General features: G+C 73.8%; 11 protein-coding genes. 2 read left to right on the top strand and 9 right to left on the bottom strand.

Annotated features, from left to right (window positions below; all coding sequences use genetic code 11):
• The first annotated feature begins 54 nt into the window (after positions 1–54).
• Entirely contained in the window at positions 55–2,112 is a 2,058-nt protein-coding gene (locus tag ACZ5NJ_RS23715; protein ID WP_468767168.1) for a S9 family peptidase, read from the top strand.
• Between the two features lie 75 nt (positions 2,113–2,187).
• Here ACZ5NJ_RS23715 and ACZ5NJ_RS23710 read toward each other — a convergent pair whose 3' ends face one another.
• Genes ACZ5NJ_RS23710 through ACZ5NJ_RS23690 form a run of 5 tightly spaced genes read right to left on the bottom strand, consistent with a single transcriptional unit; the run spans position 2,188 to position 7,961 of the window.
• Entirely contained in the window at positions 2,188–3,210 is a 1,023-nt protein-coding gene (locus tag ACZ5NJ_RS23710; RefSeq protein ID WP_468767167.1) for an ABC transporter ATP-binding protein, read from the bottom strand.
• The gene (locus ACZ5NJ_RS23705; protein WP_468767166.1) at positions 3,207–4,244 is read right to left on the bottom strand and encodes an ABC transporter ATP-binding protein; all 1,038 of its coding nucleotides are present in this window, start codon (positions 4,242–4,244) and stop codon (positions 3,207–3,209) included. Before ACZ5NJ_RS23705 ends, ACZ5NJ_RS23710 begins: the two co-directional genes overlap by 4 nt.
• Complete coding sequence (locus tag ACZ5NJ_RS23700; RefSeq protein ID WP_468767165.1) at positions 4,244–5,230, bottom strand: ABC transporter permease; 987 nt, start codon at positions 5,228–5,230, stop codon at positions 4,244–4,246. Before ACZ5NJ_RS23700 ends, ACZ5NJ_RS23705 begins: the two co-directional genes overlap by 1 nt.
• Complete coding sequence (locus ACZ5NJ_RS23695; RefSeq protein ID WP_468767164.1) at positions 5,227–6,195, bottom strand: ABC transporter permease; 969 nt, start codon at positions 6,193–6,195, stop codon at positions 5,227–5,229. Before ACZ5NJ_RS23695 ends, ACZ5NJ_RS23700 begins: the two co-directional genes overlap by 4 nt.
• A 23-nt stretch (positions 6,196–6,218) precedes the next feature.
• Complete coding sequence (locus ACZ5NJ_RS23690; protein ID WP_468767162.1) at positions 6,219–7,961, bottom strand: ABC transporter substrate-binding protein; 1,743 nt, start codon at positions 7,959–7,961, stop codon at positions 6,219–6,221.
• Between the two features lie 154 nt (positions 7,962–8,115).
• Here ACZ5NJ_RS23690 and ACZ5NJ_RS23685 point away from each other — a divergent pair, with 154 nt between their 5' ends.
• Complete coding sequence (locus ACZ5NJ_RS23685; RefSeq protein WP_468767161.1) at positions 8,116–9,444, top strand: hypothetical protein; 1,329 nt, start codon at positions 8,116–8,118, stop codon at positions 9,442–9,444.
• A 28-nt stretch (positions 9,445–9,472) separates the two neighbouring features.
• On the opposite strand, the gene ACZ5NJ_RS23680 is transcribed toward ACZ5NJ_RS23685, so the two are convergent.
• The 4 genes from ACZ5NJ_RS23680 to ACZ5NJ_RS23665 are packed head-to-tail and all read right to left on the bottom strand — an operon-like array spanning position 9,473 to position 13,222.
• Positions 9,473–10,183, bottom strand: coding sequence for a GntR family transcriptional regulator (locus tag ACZ5NJ_RS23680; RefSeq protein ID WP_468767160.1), 711 nt, complete (start codon positions 10,181–10,183; stop codon positions 9,473–9,475).
• A 56-nt stretch (positions 10,184–10,239) separates the two neighbouring features.
• Positions 10,240–11,205, bottom strand: a complete 966-nt coding sequence (locus ACZ5NJ_RS23675) for an ornithine cyclodeaminase family protein (protein ID WP_468767159.1) — start codon at positions 11,203–11,205, stop codon at positions 10,240–10,242.
• On the bottom strand, positions 11,202–12,221 hold the full coding sequence (locus tag ACZ5NJ_RS23670; RefSeq protein ID WP_468767158.1) for a proline racemase family protein: 1,020 nt from the start codon (positions 12,219–12,221) through the stop codon (positions 11,202–11,204). Before ACZ5NJ_RS23670 ends, ACZ5NJ_RS23675 begins: the two co-directional genes overlap by 4 nt.
• Complete coding sequence (locus ACZ5NJ_RS23665; protein WP_468767157.1) at positions 12,218–13,222, bottom strand: proline racemase family protein; 1,005 nt, start codon at positions 13,220–13,222, stop codon at positions 12,218–12,220. The genes ACZ5NJ_RS23670 and ACZ5NJ_RS23665 overlap by 4 nt, the downstream gene beginning before the upstream one ends.
• Positions 13,223–13,229 lie beyond the last annotated feature (7 nt).

The raw sequence follows: 13,229 nt of genomic DNA, 5'->3' as shown, positions 1-13,229 counted from the left end.
TCACCACTCGAATGGGTTAGGCTATGTGATATTTCACATGTCACACTGTCCATCATGGACGATTTCCTCAGGCAATCCGCCGCCACGGCCCGGTTCACCCTCGGCTCGCCCCGCGCCTTCTCCTTCGGCGACTCCGGCCGCCTCCTCTGGTTCCTGCGCTCGACGGGCCCCACCGACGCCGTCGACAGCCTCTGGGTCCTCGACACCGCCACCGGCGCGGAAACCCTGATCGCCGACCCCCGCGTCCTCTCCCCCGAACCCGGCGAACTCCCCGTCGTCGAACGCCGGCTGCGCGAGCGCACCCGGCTCGTGGCCGCCGGGATCGGCACGTACGCCCTCTCCGGCGACGGCCGCCGCGCCGTGTTCGCCCTCTACGGGCGCCTCTACGAGGTCACCTGCGACGGCGCCGCCCCGGCACCGGTCACCACCGCGGGCCCGGTCTTCGACCCGCGCCCCAACGCCGACGGCTCGCGCACCGCCTACGTCACCGACGACGCCCTGTACACCGTCCCCGGCGGCCGGGTCAGCCCCGACGACGGGGCCCGCTGGGGCGTCGCCGAATTCGCCGCCGCCGAGGAGCTCGACCGCACCCGGGGCCACTGGTGGTCCCCCGACGGTCTCACCCTGCTCGCCGCCCGGGTGGCCGAGGGCGCCCTCCAGCGGCGCCACTTCACCGACCCCGCGCACCCCGAGCTCCCGGCCGAGGACTTCGCCTACCCCGAGGCGGGCGGCCCCAACGCGGACGTCCGGCTGTGGGTCCTGCCCGCCGCCGGCGTCCCGGTGCGGCTGGAGTGGGACACGGACGCCTACCCGTACGTCTCCGACGCCGGCTGGGAGTCGGAGGAGGAGATCCTGCTGACCGTCCAGGACCGCCTCCAGCAGAACGTCCTCCTGCTCACCGCCGACCCCGCCACCGGCCGGACCCGCGAGCTCTCGCGCACCACCCATCCGCTGTGGGTGGACCCCCTCCCCGGCACCCCGGCCCGCCTGCCCGACGGCCGTGTCCTCACCGCCGCGGACGTGGCGGACGGGACGGCCCGCGGCCTCGCCGTCGACGGCAAGCCGCTCACCGGCGCCGGCGTCCAGATCCGCGCCGTGGCCGGGACCCACCGGGACCGGCTGCTCGTCGAGGCCTCCCTGCGCGACCCCTCGGAACAGCAGGTGCTGCTGCTGAACCCGGCCACCGGCGAACTCACCCCGCTCGCCGACGCGCCCGGCGTGCACACCGTGACCGCCTCGGCCGCCGGGAACCTGCTGCTGACCTCCGCCGACGCGGACGGCGTCCGGCGCACCCTGCACACCGCCGACGGCCGCGCCTTCGCCCCCCGCGACCTGTCCGCCCCCCTGCCCCACCGGGTGACGCCGGCCTTGGAGCGGGTCACCGAGCTCGGGATCCCCACCGCCCTCGTCCTGCCCCGCGACCACGTCCCCGGCCGGCGCCTGCCCGTCCTGATGGACAGCTACGGCGGCCCCGGCGCCCAGGACGTCAGCGCCGAGCCGCGCCGCTGGCAGCACCGCCAGTGGTGGGCCGACCAGGGCTTCGCCGTCGTCACGGTCGACAACCGGGGCACCGCGAACGTTTCCCCCGCCCACACCCACGCCATGTACCGGGGCTTCTCCGAGGTCACCCTCGACGACCAGGTCGCGGCCCTGCGCGCCCTGGGCGCCCGCCACGGCGACCTCGACCTCGGACGGGTCGGCGTGCGCGGCTGGTCCTACGGCGGCTACCTCGCCGCGATGGCCGTGCTGCGCCGCCCGGACGTCTTCCACGCGGCGGCCGCCGGCGCCGCGCCCACCGACTTCCGGCACTACGACACGGCGTACACCGAGCGCTACCTGGGCCTGCCCCAGGACCACCCCGAGGTCTACGAGCGGGACTCCCTGATCCCCGACGCGCCCCGGCTGACCCGGCCGCTGCTGCTGGTGACGGGCCTGGCCGACGACAACGTCCACCCCTCCCACACCCTGCGACTGTCCCAGGCCCTCACCGACGCGGGCCGCCCGCACCAACTGCTCGCGCTGCCCGGCGTCACCCACATGACCCCCGGCGGGGCCCGGGAGAAGATCATGGCGCTGGAACTGGAGTTCTTCCGCCGCGAACTGGCGCTGTAGCCACCCCGGACGGGCGGGAGGGCCCCGCGGACGCTGTCGTCCGCGGGGCTCTCCCCTTTCTTCCCGTGATCCCCGTCAGTCACCCGGGAAGTGACAGGCCACCTCGCGTGAGGCGGTGGGCCGCAGCAGCGGCCGCTCGATGCGGCAGAGGTCCTGGGCCTTGGGACAGCGCGGGTGGAAGGTGCAGCCGGGGGGCGGGGCAGCCGGGCTCGGCGGGTCGCCGAGCAGCACGATCCGCTCGCGCCGCCGCTCCGCCGCCGGGTCGGGCAGCGGGACGGCGGACAGCAGCGCCCGGGTGTACGGGTGCTGCGGGTTCTCGTAGAGGGACTTCTTGTCCCCGATCTCGACGATCCGGCCGAGGTACATGACCGCGACGCGGTCGCTGACCCGTTTGACCACCGAGAGGTCGTGCGCGATGAACACGTAGGCCAGGCCCAGTTCGGCGCGCAGCCGCTCCATCAGGTTGACGATCTGCGCCTGCACGGAGACGTCCAGGGCGGAGACCGGCTCGTCGGCGATGACCAGCCGGGGGCTGGTGGCCAGCGAGCGGGCGATGCCGATGCGCTGGGCCTGGCCGCCGGAGAACTCGTGCGGGTAGCGGTCGATGTGTTCGGGGATCAGCCCCGTCAGCTCCATCAGCTCGGCGGCCCGGCGCCGGGCGTCGGCCGCGCTCCAGCCCTGCACCAGCAGCGGGTCGGAGATGATCCGGGCCACGGTCTGGCGGGGGTTGAGGGAGGAGTGCGGGTCCTGGAAGACCATCTGGATGTTCCGGCGCAGGGGCCGCAGGGCGCCCTGGGAGAGCCGGCTGATGTCCCGGCCCTCGAACTCGACGCTGCCGGAGGTGGGTTCCAGCAGCCGTACGAGCATCCGGCCGGTGGTGGACTTGCCGCAGCCGGACTCGCCGACCAGGCCGAGGGTCCGCCCGGCCTCCAGGTCGAACGAGACCCCGTCGACGGCCCGCACCGGGGCCGAGCGGCGCCCGGTCAGGGTCCGCCTGCCGGGGAAGGTCATCGTCAGGTCGCGGACCCGCAGCAGTGGCGCGGGCTGCGCCCCCTCCCGCTCCGCGGCGGGGGTCGGGCGGGTGGCCGGGGCCGTCATCGGGGCACCTCCGGGGCAGGGGCGGCGGCAGCGGGCACCGCGCCGGCGAAGTGGCAGGCCGCCAGCCGGTCCGCCGAGCCGTAGGGGCGCAGCCCGGGCCGCTCGCCCGTGCAGCGGCCCGCGTCGGCCGCCGGGGCCGCGGCGGCGACCGCGCAGCGCGGGGCGAAGGCGCAGCCCGGGGCCGGGTGGAGCAGGGACGGCGGGGAGCCGGGGATGGACGGCAGCGGGACGTCGTCGGCACTGTCGAGGCGGGGCAGCGAGTCGAGCAGGCCCCGGGTGTAGGGGTGGGCGGGGTCGGCGAACAGGGCGTCGACCGAGGCCTGTTCGGCGGCGCGGCCCCCGTACATGACCAGTACCTCGTGCGCGACGCGGGCCACCACCCCGAGGTCGTGGGTGATCATCACGACGCCGAGGCCGCGCTCCTGCTGGAGGCGGGCGATCAGCTCCAGGATCTGCGCCTGGACGGTGACGTCGAGGGCGGTGGTGGGCTCGTCCGCGATGAGGAGGTCGGGTTCGCAGGCCAGGGCCATGGCGATCATCGCGCGCTGGCGCATGCCGCCGGAGAACTGGTGCGGGTACTCCCCCGCCCGGCGGGCGGGTTCGGGGATGCCGACCTCGCCGAGCATGTCGACGGCCCGCCTGCGGGCGGCGGCCCGGCCGGCCCGGAAGTGCACCCGGAAGTGTTCGGCGATCTGCTCGCCGACCGTGTAGTAGGGGTGGAGGCTGGACAGCGGGTCCTGGAAGATCATGGCCATCCTGCGGCCGCGGACCTTGGCGAGCTCCTTCTCGGACAGGCCGGTGAGCTCCTGTCCGGCGAGCCTGACGGAGCCGGAGACCTCGGCGCCGGCCCGGTGCAGGCCCATGACGGCCAGGGAGGTGACGGACTTGCCGGATCCGGACTCGCCGACGATGCCGAGGGTGCGCCCGGCCTCGACGGTGAAGCCGAGGGAGTCCACGGCCCGTACGGTGCCGCGCGGGGTGGAGAACGTGACGCCGAGGTCACGCACGTCGAGGAGGGGGGCAGGGGCGGTCATCAGTACCTCACCCTCGGGTCGATGACGGCGTACAGGAGGTCGACGACGAGGTTCGCGACGACGATGAAGAAGGCGGCGAGCAGGGTGACCCCGAGGACCACGGGCTGGTCGGAGCTGACGAGCGCCCCGTAGAACAGCCGGCCGATGCCGGGGAGACCGAAGATGGACTCGGTGATGACGGCTCCGGCGAGCAGGCCGCCGAGGTCCATGCCGAAGATGGTCAGGATCGGGGTCATCCCGGAGCGCAGCCCGTGTTTGACGACGACGGTGCGCTCGGGCATGCCCTTGGCGCGGGCGGTGCGGATGTACGGCTCGGCCATCGCCTCGATCATCGAGCCGCGGCTCTGCCGGGCGTACATGGCGGCGTAGAGCAGGGCCAGCGCGGTCCAGGGCAGCAGCAGGTTGCCGGCCCAGCCGAGCGGGTCGGAGGTGAGCTCGTGGTAGCTGGGGTAGGGCAGCAGCCCGGCGATGCGGATCACGCCCCAGATGAGCATCACGGAGGTGAAGTAGACGGGCAGGGAGGCTGCGGCGACGGCGCCGACCATCAGGGCCTTGTCGGTGGCCGTGTCCTTGCGCAGCGCGGCGGTGACCCCGGCGCCCAAGCCGAGCAGCAGCCACAGCAGGGCGGCGCCGAAGGCGAGGGAGGCGGAGACCGGGAGCCGGTCCATGAGCAGGTCCCAGACGGGCAGGGAGTTCTCGTACGAGTAGCCCAGGCAGGGGAAGTCGCACTGGACGGCGTACTGGCCGGTGCCCAGGGTGCGGCCGCTGAAGATGCCGGTGACGAAGTGGGTGAACTGCTCCCAGAGCGGCTGGTCGAGGCCGAGGTACGCGCGGACGTCCGCGAGCCGTTCGGGGCTGCAGGTCTTGCCGCAGGCCGCGGCGGCCGGGTCGGTGGGCAGGACGTAGAAGATGACGAAGGTGACGGCGGCGATGGCGAGGAGCACGCCGGCCAGGGCGAGCAGCCGGCGCAGGAGGTAGAGGATCAACTGCGGCCGCCCCTCGGGTCGAGGATGTCGCGCAGGGCGTCGCCGAGGAGGGTGAAGGCGAGGACCGCGAGGAAGAGGAAGACGCTCGGGATGACGAAGTACATCGGGTCGGTCTCGTAGAAGGCGACGGACTCGGCGATCATCTGGCCCCAGGAGGGGGTGGGCGGGCGCACGCCGACGCCGAGGTAGCTGAGGGCGGCCTCGGTGCTGATCATGCCGGGGATCAGCAGGGTGGTGTAGGCGATGACGGGGCCCGAGACCCCGGGGAGGATGTCGCGGGTCAGGATCCGCCAGGCCCCGGATCCGCCGACGCGGGCGGCGTCGACGTACTCGCGGTGTTTGAGGGAGAGGGTCTGGCCGCGGACGACGCGGGCGACGCCGGGCCAGCCGAAGAGTCCGATGACGGAGGTCATCAGCACGATCCGGTTGACGTCCTTGGCCACCGACAGCATCGCGATCATGAAGATGAGGGAGGGGAAGGACATGGTGAGGTCCATCAGCCGGGACAGGACGGCGTCGGTGCGGCCGCCGAAGTAGCCGGCGGCGATCCCGGCGGCGGTGCCGGCGAGGACCACGATGGCGGTGGCGGCGAAGGCGATGAGGAGGGAGACCTGGGCGCCGTGGACGACGCGGGCGAACAGGTCGCGGCCGGTGACGGGTTCGACGCCGAGCCAGTGCTCGGGGCTGATCCCGCCGAAGGAGCCGAGGGGCTGGCCGCCGAGGTAGGGGTCGATGGCGGCCTTGTCGAACTCCTCGGGGGACCAGCCGCCGAGCGCGCCCAGCCAGGGCGCGGTCAGGGCCATCAGGACGAAGAGGAGGACGACGCAGAGGCTGACGCGGACGGCGGGGCGGCGGCGCAGCTCCCGCCGGGCCAGCTGCCAGGGGCTGCTGCCCGGGGGGACGCCCGTGGCCTGCGCCCCGGCCGGGGCCGCCTGGGGGGCGGCGCCGGGTGCGGTGGTGGTCATGGTGTCTTCCGGTCCCGGTTCCCTCAGCCCTGGCTCTTCGAGGGGTCCTTGAGGCCGACGGTCCCGTAGTCGATGGTGCCGGTCCACGCGGGGTGGCCGTAGGCGCCGGCGATGTTGGGGCCGACGAGGAGCGGCTTGCGCTCCAGCAGGATCGGGATGGACGGCGCCTTCTTCATGACCTCGGCGTCGAGGTCGATCCAGGCCTGGTTGGCCTGCTTGGCGTCGGTCATGGCGTTGATCTCGTCGATCCGCTTCATGGTGGCGTCGTCGCGGAACTGGGCGTAGTTGCCCTGGTTGCCCTTGTCCTTGATGGTGCGTCCGTCGAAGACGAAGGGGATCCAGGTGGAGCCGGAGGGGTAGTCGGGGCACCAGCCGGTGTAGGTCATGTCGGGGGTGGTGGAGAGGTCGCCGATGACGTCGTAGTACGCGCCGGGGTCGACGGTGTCGATGACGACCTCGATACCGGCCCGGGCCAGGCCCTGCTGGAATGCCTCCGCCTTGCCCTTGTCGCCGGTGGAGACGGCGAGGGAGACCTTCAAGTGCTCCTTGCCCGCGGCCTTGAGCAGTTCCTTGGCCTTGGCGGGGTCGCCGGAGGCGGGGATCTCGAGGGTGTCGGCCTGCTTGCCGCCGGTGAGGGCGGGGGGCAGATAGGCGGTGGCGACCTCGTTGAGGCTGGGGCCGCCGCCCGCGGTGACGACGGCTTCCTTGTCGACGGCGTACTGCATGGCCTCGCGGACCTTGGGGTCGTTGAAGGGGGGCCGGGAGTTGTTCAGGTGGAGCATCACCGTACAGCCCTGGGACTCGGCGAGCAGGCGCGCCTTGACGTCGGGCTTGGGCAGGACCTTCGGGGCGCTCTCGGGGCGCATGTTGGAGTACTCGACGGCGGAGGCGTCGGCGCCCTCGCCGGCGATGAGGCGGTCGTCGATCTGGCCGCCCTTGAGGCCCATGACGACGACGAACTTGTCGGGGTATGCCTTGCGGACGGTGTCGGTCTTCTGGTCCCAGTGCTCGTTGCGGACGAGGACCAGCTTCTTGTCGCGCTCGTAGCTCTCGATCTTGTAGGGGCCGGAGGAGAAGGGGCGGGCGTCGTACGAGGTGCCCTTCTCCTGGGACTGCGGGACCGGGGCGAAGGTGGGGAGGGTGGCGGTCTGGGAGAACTCGGCGACGGGACGCTTGAGTTCGAAGACGATCGTGCGGTCGTCGGGGGTCTTGACCGAGTCGAGGTGCTGTCCCTGGAGGGGGCCCTTGTAGCCCTCGGTGCCGGCCAGGTACTGGGCGGCGTAGTCGGGTCCGCCGGTGAGGTCGGGGGCGAAGGAGCGTTCGACGTTGTACTTGACGTCCTGGGCCCTGATCGGGCTGCCGTCCTCGTACTTCAGGCCCTCCTTGAGGGTGAAGGTCCAGGTGCGGCCGCCGTTGGAGGGGGTGCCGAGGTCGGTGGCGAGGTCGGGGACGAGCTCGCTGCCGCCCTTGCCGGGCTCGGCCTTGAAGGTGACGAGCGTGCGGTAGAGCAGGCGGGTGCCGAAGTCCATGGTCGGCAGGGTCCAGTTGCGGGCGGGGTCGAGGTGGGAGAAGTCCTGGTTGGACAGGACGGTGAGGGTGCCGCCCTTCACGGGGGTGCCGCCGAGCGTCTTGCCGTCGTTGGCGGCGGCGGGGTTGGCGCCGCCCTTCCCCTCGGAGTCCTTCTTGGGGTCGGAGCAGCCCGAGGCGCCGAGTGCGAGCGACGCCACCAGGGCGGTGGCGAGGGCGAGTTGCGTGCGCTTGGTCATGGGTCACTCCAGTGAAGGGACGCGCTTTAGGATGTGACCGGTAACATAGTAATGTGAAATTGTACTGACAACCCTTTGCCAACGCCGTTATCCAGCCGTGTCCAAATGACGGGGGGTGCGGGGCAGTTGGGAGCAGGTACGTAGGGTCGGCGGCATGGACCACCCCCTACGACTGCCCGAGCTGTTCCACCTGCCCGACGCGCTCTACGGACTCGCCCGCGCCGGGGCGCTGCCCGAGGAGGTCGCGGCACGGCTCGCCGCCGATCCGGACCCGGAGGTACGGGCCGTGCGCGCCGAACGGGAGGGGGCGGACGGCGGACGGCACGGCCTCTTCGCCGCCGACCCCGATGCCGGGGTACGGACCGCGCTCGCCCGGAACCCGGAACTGTCACCGGAGTTGACGGCCCGGCTGGGGGCCGACACCGATCCGGCGGTGCGTGAGGCCGTCGCCCGGCGCGAGGAGGCTCCGGCCGAGGACCTCCACCGGGCCCTGCTGGCCGACCCCGAGGCGAGGGTGCGGGTGGCCGCCTGCCGCCACCGGCCGCCGGCCGACCTGCACGGGGTCCTGCTGGACGATCCCGCGACCCGGCACCACGTCGTCCCCCACCTCGACCTGGATCCGGAGACGGCGGCGCGGCTTGCGGCCGACCCCGACGAGGACGTCCGGTGCCGGCTCGCGGCCCACCCCGGCCTGCCCGCGGAGCTGCGCACGGTCCTGGCCCGGGACGCCGACCCCTTCGTACGCGGCAAGGTGTTCGAGCGGGCCGACGCGACGGCGCGGGAACGGGATGCGATCCTCGCCTCGCTGACCGCCGGGGCGCTGCGCCACACCGAGGATCCCCGTGGGGCCGACGACGAGGACTTCCTCTGCGAGGCGATGCTGACCTGCCTGGACCTCGCCGCCCACCCCTGGGTGGAGCCCGATCCCCTGCCGTACGCCGACTCGCCCCTGGCGGGGCTGCGCTGCGCGGCGGCGCGCAGCACCGCCCTGCCCGACGAGGCGCGGACGCGGCTGCTGGACGACGGGAACCCGCGCGTGCGGTTCCTCGCGCTGGCCGGACTCGCGGAGGTGGACCCGGCCCTCGCCGAGGAACTCGACCGGCGGCAGGGGAGGACGGTCAAGCACGGCGGCCGGCCCGCGGACCTCGTCGCCTTCCCGTCCGAGACCCTGCGCCGGTTCGCCACCGATCCGGACGCCTGGATGCGCCTGCTCGCCCTGCGCGACCCGCGGTTGCCGGCCGATCTGCTCGAACGCCTCGCGGCCGACCGGGAGGAATCGGTGCGGTGCGCCACCGCCGAGCACCCGCGGGTGCCGGTGGAGGCCCTGGTGCGGCTGCTCGGGGACACGGACGAGGAAGTCGTCGGGGCGGCCGCGGCCTCGCCGGTCCTGCCGGCCGAGGTGATGCGGGCGCTCCTCGACCGGGCGGCCGCGGCCGGCGGCCCGCCGCCCGCGCCCGTTCCCTGTGACGGCGACTGCCGGTAGGGGGACGGGGCCTGCGGCGGCCGGGCCGTTACAGGCCCGAGCCCAGGCCCCCCGACGGCCGGCCCACCGGTTCGTCGCGACCCTGGGCCCACAGGGAGCGGACGTGGCCGAGGTGGCGGACCATGCACGCCTCCGCCGCCTCCGCGTCGCCCGTCAGCATCAGGTCCAGCAGTTCGAGGTGCTCCTCGGCGGAGGAGACCAGCTTGCCGGCCTCGTCCAGGCCGGTCAGCCCGTACAGCCGGGAGCGCTTGCGCAGGTCGCCGACGGTCTCGACGAGGCGCTCGTTGCCCGCGAGGGCGAGGAGGCTGAGGTGGAAGCGGCGGTCGGCCTCCAGGTAGCCGATGAGGTTGTGCTCGCGGGCGCTGGTGACGATCTCCTCGGCGATCGGGCGCAGCTCCTCCAGCTGCTCCCGCTTGGCCGTGCGGGTGATCCGGCCGATGGTCGGCACCTCGATCATCGTGCGCAGCTCGGTGTACTGGTCGAGGTCGCGCTCGCTGACCTCGGTGATGCGGAAGCCCTTGTTGCGGACGGGCTCGACGAGGCCCTCGCGGGCCAGGTCCAGCATGGCCTCGCGCACGGGCGTGGCCGACACGCCGAGTTCGGCGGCGAGGCCGGGAGCGGAGTAGACGCTGCCGGGACGCAGCTCGCCCGCTATCAGGGCGGCCCGGAGGGCATGGCCGACCTGGTCGCGCAGCCTTTCCTGGGCCTTGATGAGACTGTGCTGCTTCAGGTCACCCATTGCTCTTCCTCCGAGACCCCGCACACCACCGACGTGCGGAGCAACAGCGTACAATGTCACGTTTCGCTGTTCGCTCCGGTCGCGTGGTAGATCGCCACCGCGACGGCAAGATCTTCCCAGGCCATGCCCACGCTCTTGAAGAGCTGTGGACGACTCGACGCCCCTCCGGGGGACGTGCGGCCCGTGACCAGGTCGGCGAGGGTGGCGCTGATATGACCGGGACCGATCGCTCCCTCGGCCTCCGGGATCAGCAGGTCCCCCGCCTCGCGCAGCGCCGCCGTCCGCGACTCCACGTACACCGCCGCGCGTCGCACGAGGGCGGTGTCCGTCTCCCGGGCGTCCGGCTCGTGGGAGCCGACGGCGACGACCACCGCCCCCGGGGCGACCAGCCGCCCGTCGAAGAGCGGCTCGCGGGCGGTGGTGCAGCACAGCACCAGCTCCGCCCGCGCCACGTCCCGCGGGATGCCGGTACGGGCCGGGACGCCCAGGGTCCGGGCGTACGCGGCCAGTTGCCCGGCTCGGCCCGGGTCGCGGGCCACGACCACCACCTCGGCGAGCTCCCGCAGCTCCAGGACCGCGTCGAGGTGCCCGTACGCCTGCGGTCCCGCACCGAAGACCACCAGCCGCAGCGGGTGCCCGGGGGCGGTGAGGTGGCGCAGGGCGAGGACGGAGACCGCCGGGGTGCGCAGGGCGGTCAGGGCGGCGCCGTCCAGGAGGGCCACCGGGCGCAGGGTGGGGCCGTCCAGGAGGAGGTAGCTGCCGGTGATCCGCGGCAGCCCGCGCGCCGGGTTGCCCGGGGCCACTCCGGCGATCTTCACCCCGGCGTACGCGCCCGACGCGGCCGGCATGAGCAGCAGCTCGCCGCCGGGCGCGGCCACGCTGGTGCGCTGCGGGCAGGCCTCCGGGTCCAGGCCGGCGCGCAGGGCGCCGGCCAGGGCGTCGGCCGCCTGCGCCGGGGTGAGCAGGCCGGCCGTCTCGGCGGCGTCCAGCTGGAGGAGGCCGTCAGCGGAGGTGCCCGTCACAGCAGGAAGCCCGCGCCGAGGGCGTCGGACGGGTCGGCGGTGAAGAGGTGCTCCCCCGTGCGGTAGGCGGTGCCGGTGACCTCGGTGACCCCGCCGTCGAGGAGCCGGCCGGTGAACACCGTGCCGGTGACCGACTCGTGGAGCAGGTCCTCCCCCGCCCCCAGCCGGCCGTCCTCGGCAAGCAGGGCGAGCCGCGCGGAGGTGCCGGAGCCGCAGGGCGAGCGGTCGATCTGCCCGTCGGCGAAGACGGTGACGTTGCGCTGGTGCGGGCCGAACGGGGTGTCCGGCAGCTCCTCGTGGAGGACGACCCCGTACACGCCGGAGAGCAGCGGGCCCTCCGGGTGCCAGGTCGCCGGGTGGGTGGCGAGGGCCGCACGGATCTCCCGCCCCGCCCGGACCAGTTCGGGCAGGGCGGCTCGGGTCACCTCCAGGCCGAGGTCGCGGGCGCGGACCGAGGCGTAGCAGGCACCGGCGTGCGCGATGTCCACCTCGGCGATGCCCAGGGTGGTGGCCACCGGCACCTTCCGCGCGCCCACGCGGGCCGGGACGTTGCGGAAGGTGACCCCGGTGGTGCGGCCCCCGGCCCGGTGGACGGTGGCGGCGACCCGGCCCGAGGGGACGTCGACGCGCACCTGGACGTCCCCGTCGTCGGGGGCGGCGACCCGCCCGGAGTCCACCGCCCAGGCTCCCAGCGCCATGGTGCCGTGGCCGCAGGCGGTGGAGTAGCCGTCCTTGTGCCAGAACAGCACCCCGAAGTGGGCCCCGTCGTCGTCCGGGGGCACCACGAAGCCGCCGTACATGCCGGCGTGCCCGCGCGGCTCCTGGACCAGCAGGCGCCGTACCTCGTCCAGCGGGCCGCGGCGCGGCGCGGTGCCCGAACCCCCGGGACCGATGGCCGTGGCGCAGCGTTCGGCGACGGTGTCGCCGGGGACGGGCGGCAGGCCCTCCGCGACGATCCGGAAGGGCTCGCCGGCGGTGTGGTAGTCCACCGTGCGCACGGCGGTCGGGGCGGTCACAGGAGGAACCCTCCGGGGAAGGGGTCGGACGGGTCGAGGAAGTACTGGGCGGTGCCGGTGATCCAGGCCCGGCCGGTGACGGCCGGGACGACGGCCGGGCGGCCGCCGACGGTGGTCTCGCCGGTCAGGCGGCCGGTGAACTCGGTACCGATGAAGGACTCGTTGACGAAGTCGGTGTCCAGGGGCAGCAGGCCGCGCGCGTGCAGCTGGGCCATGCGCGCGCTGGTTCCCGTACCGCAGGGCGAGCGGTCGAACCAGCCGGGGTGGATGGCCATCGCGTGCCGCGAGCGGCGGGCGTCGGAGCCGGGGGCGGCGAGGTAGACGTGCTTGACGCCTGCGATGGAGGGGTCGTCGGGGTGGACGGGCCGGTCCGGGGAGGCGTTGACGGCGTCCATGACCGCGAGTCCGGCGGCGATCAGGTCCTCCTTGCGGGCCCGGTCGAAGGGCAGGCCGAGGGCGTCCAGGTCGACGAAGGCGTAGAAGTTGCCGCCGTAGGCGAGGTCGTAGGTGACCGTGCCGAAGCCGGGGACCTCGGTCTTCAGGTCGAGGCCGACGCAGAAGGAGGGGACGTTGGTGAGGGTGACGGCGGTGGCCGCGCCGTCCTCCACGCGCACGTCCACGCTCACCAGCCCGGCCGGGGTGTCGAGCCGGACCGTGGTGACCGGTTCGACCACGGGGACCATGCCCGTCTCGACCAGGACCGTGGCCACCCCGATGGTGCCGTGCCCGCACATGGGCAGCAGGCCCGACACCTCGATGTACAGCACGCCGTAGTCGGCGTCGGGCCGGGTGGGCGGCTGGAGGATGGCACCGCTCATCGCCGCGTGGCCGCGCGGCTCGTACATGAGCAGCGTGCGGACATGGTCCATGTGCTCCATGAAGTGGAGCCGCTTGTCCGCCATGGTGGCGCCGGGGATCACCCCGACTCCCCCGGTGATCACCCGGGTCGGCATGCCCTCGGTGTGGGAGTCCACCGCGTGGTAGACGTGGCGTGTGCGCATCAGGTCG

Source organism: Streptomyces sp. NPDC032091, from assembly GCF_055580265.1.
Note: the sequence above shows the minus strand (reverse complement) of the source record. Positions and strands in the feature narration are given on the sequence as shown.

Bases quoted from the DNA above. Each gene is read 5' to 3' on its own strand.
- ACZ5NJ_RS23715 (WP_468767168.1), top strand. From the start codon at position 55: ATGGACGATTTCCTCAGGCAATCCGCCGCCACGGCCCGGTTCACCCTC.
- ACZ5NJ_RS23710 (WP_468767167.1), bottom strand. From the start codon at position 3,210: ATGACGGCCCCGGCCACCCGCCCGACCCCCGCCGCGGAGCGGGAGGGG.
- ACZ5NJ_RS23705 (WP_468767166.1), bottom strand. From the start codon at position 4,244: ATGACCGCCCCTGCCCCCCTCCTCGACGTGCGTGACCTCGGCGTCACG.
- ACZ5NJ_RS23695 (WP_468767164.1), bottom strand. From the start codon at position 6,195: ATGACCACCACCGCACCCGGCGCCGCCCCCCAGGCGGCCCCGGCCGGG.
- ACZ5NJ_RS23690 (WP_468767162.1), bottom strand. From the start codon at position 7,961: ATGACCAAGCGCACGCAACTCGCCCTCGCCACCGCCCTGGTGGCGTCG.
- ACZ5NJ_RS23685 (WP_468767161.1), top strand. From the start codon at position 8,116: ATGGACCACCCCCTACGACTGCCCGAGCTGTTCCACCTGCCCGACGCG.
- ACZ5NJ_RS23680 (WP_468767160.1), bottom strand. From the start codon at position 10,183: ATGGGTGACCTGAAGCAGCACAGTCTCATCAAGGCCCAGGAAAGGCTG.
- ACZ5NJ_RS23665 (WP_468767157.1), bottom strand. From the start codon at position 13,222: ATGCGCACACGCCACGTCTACCACGCGGTGGACTCCCACACCGAGGGC.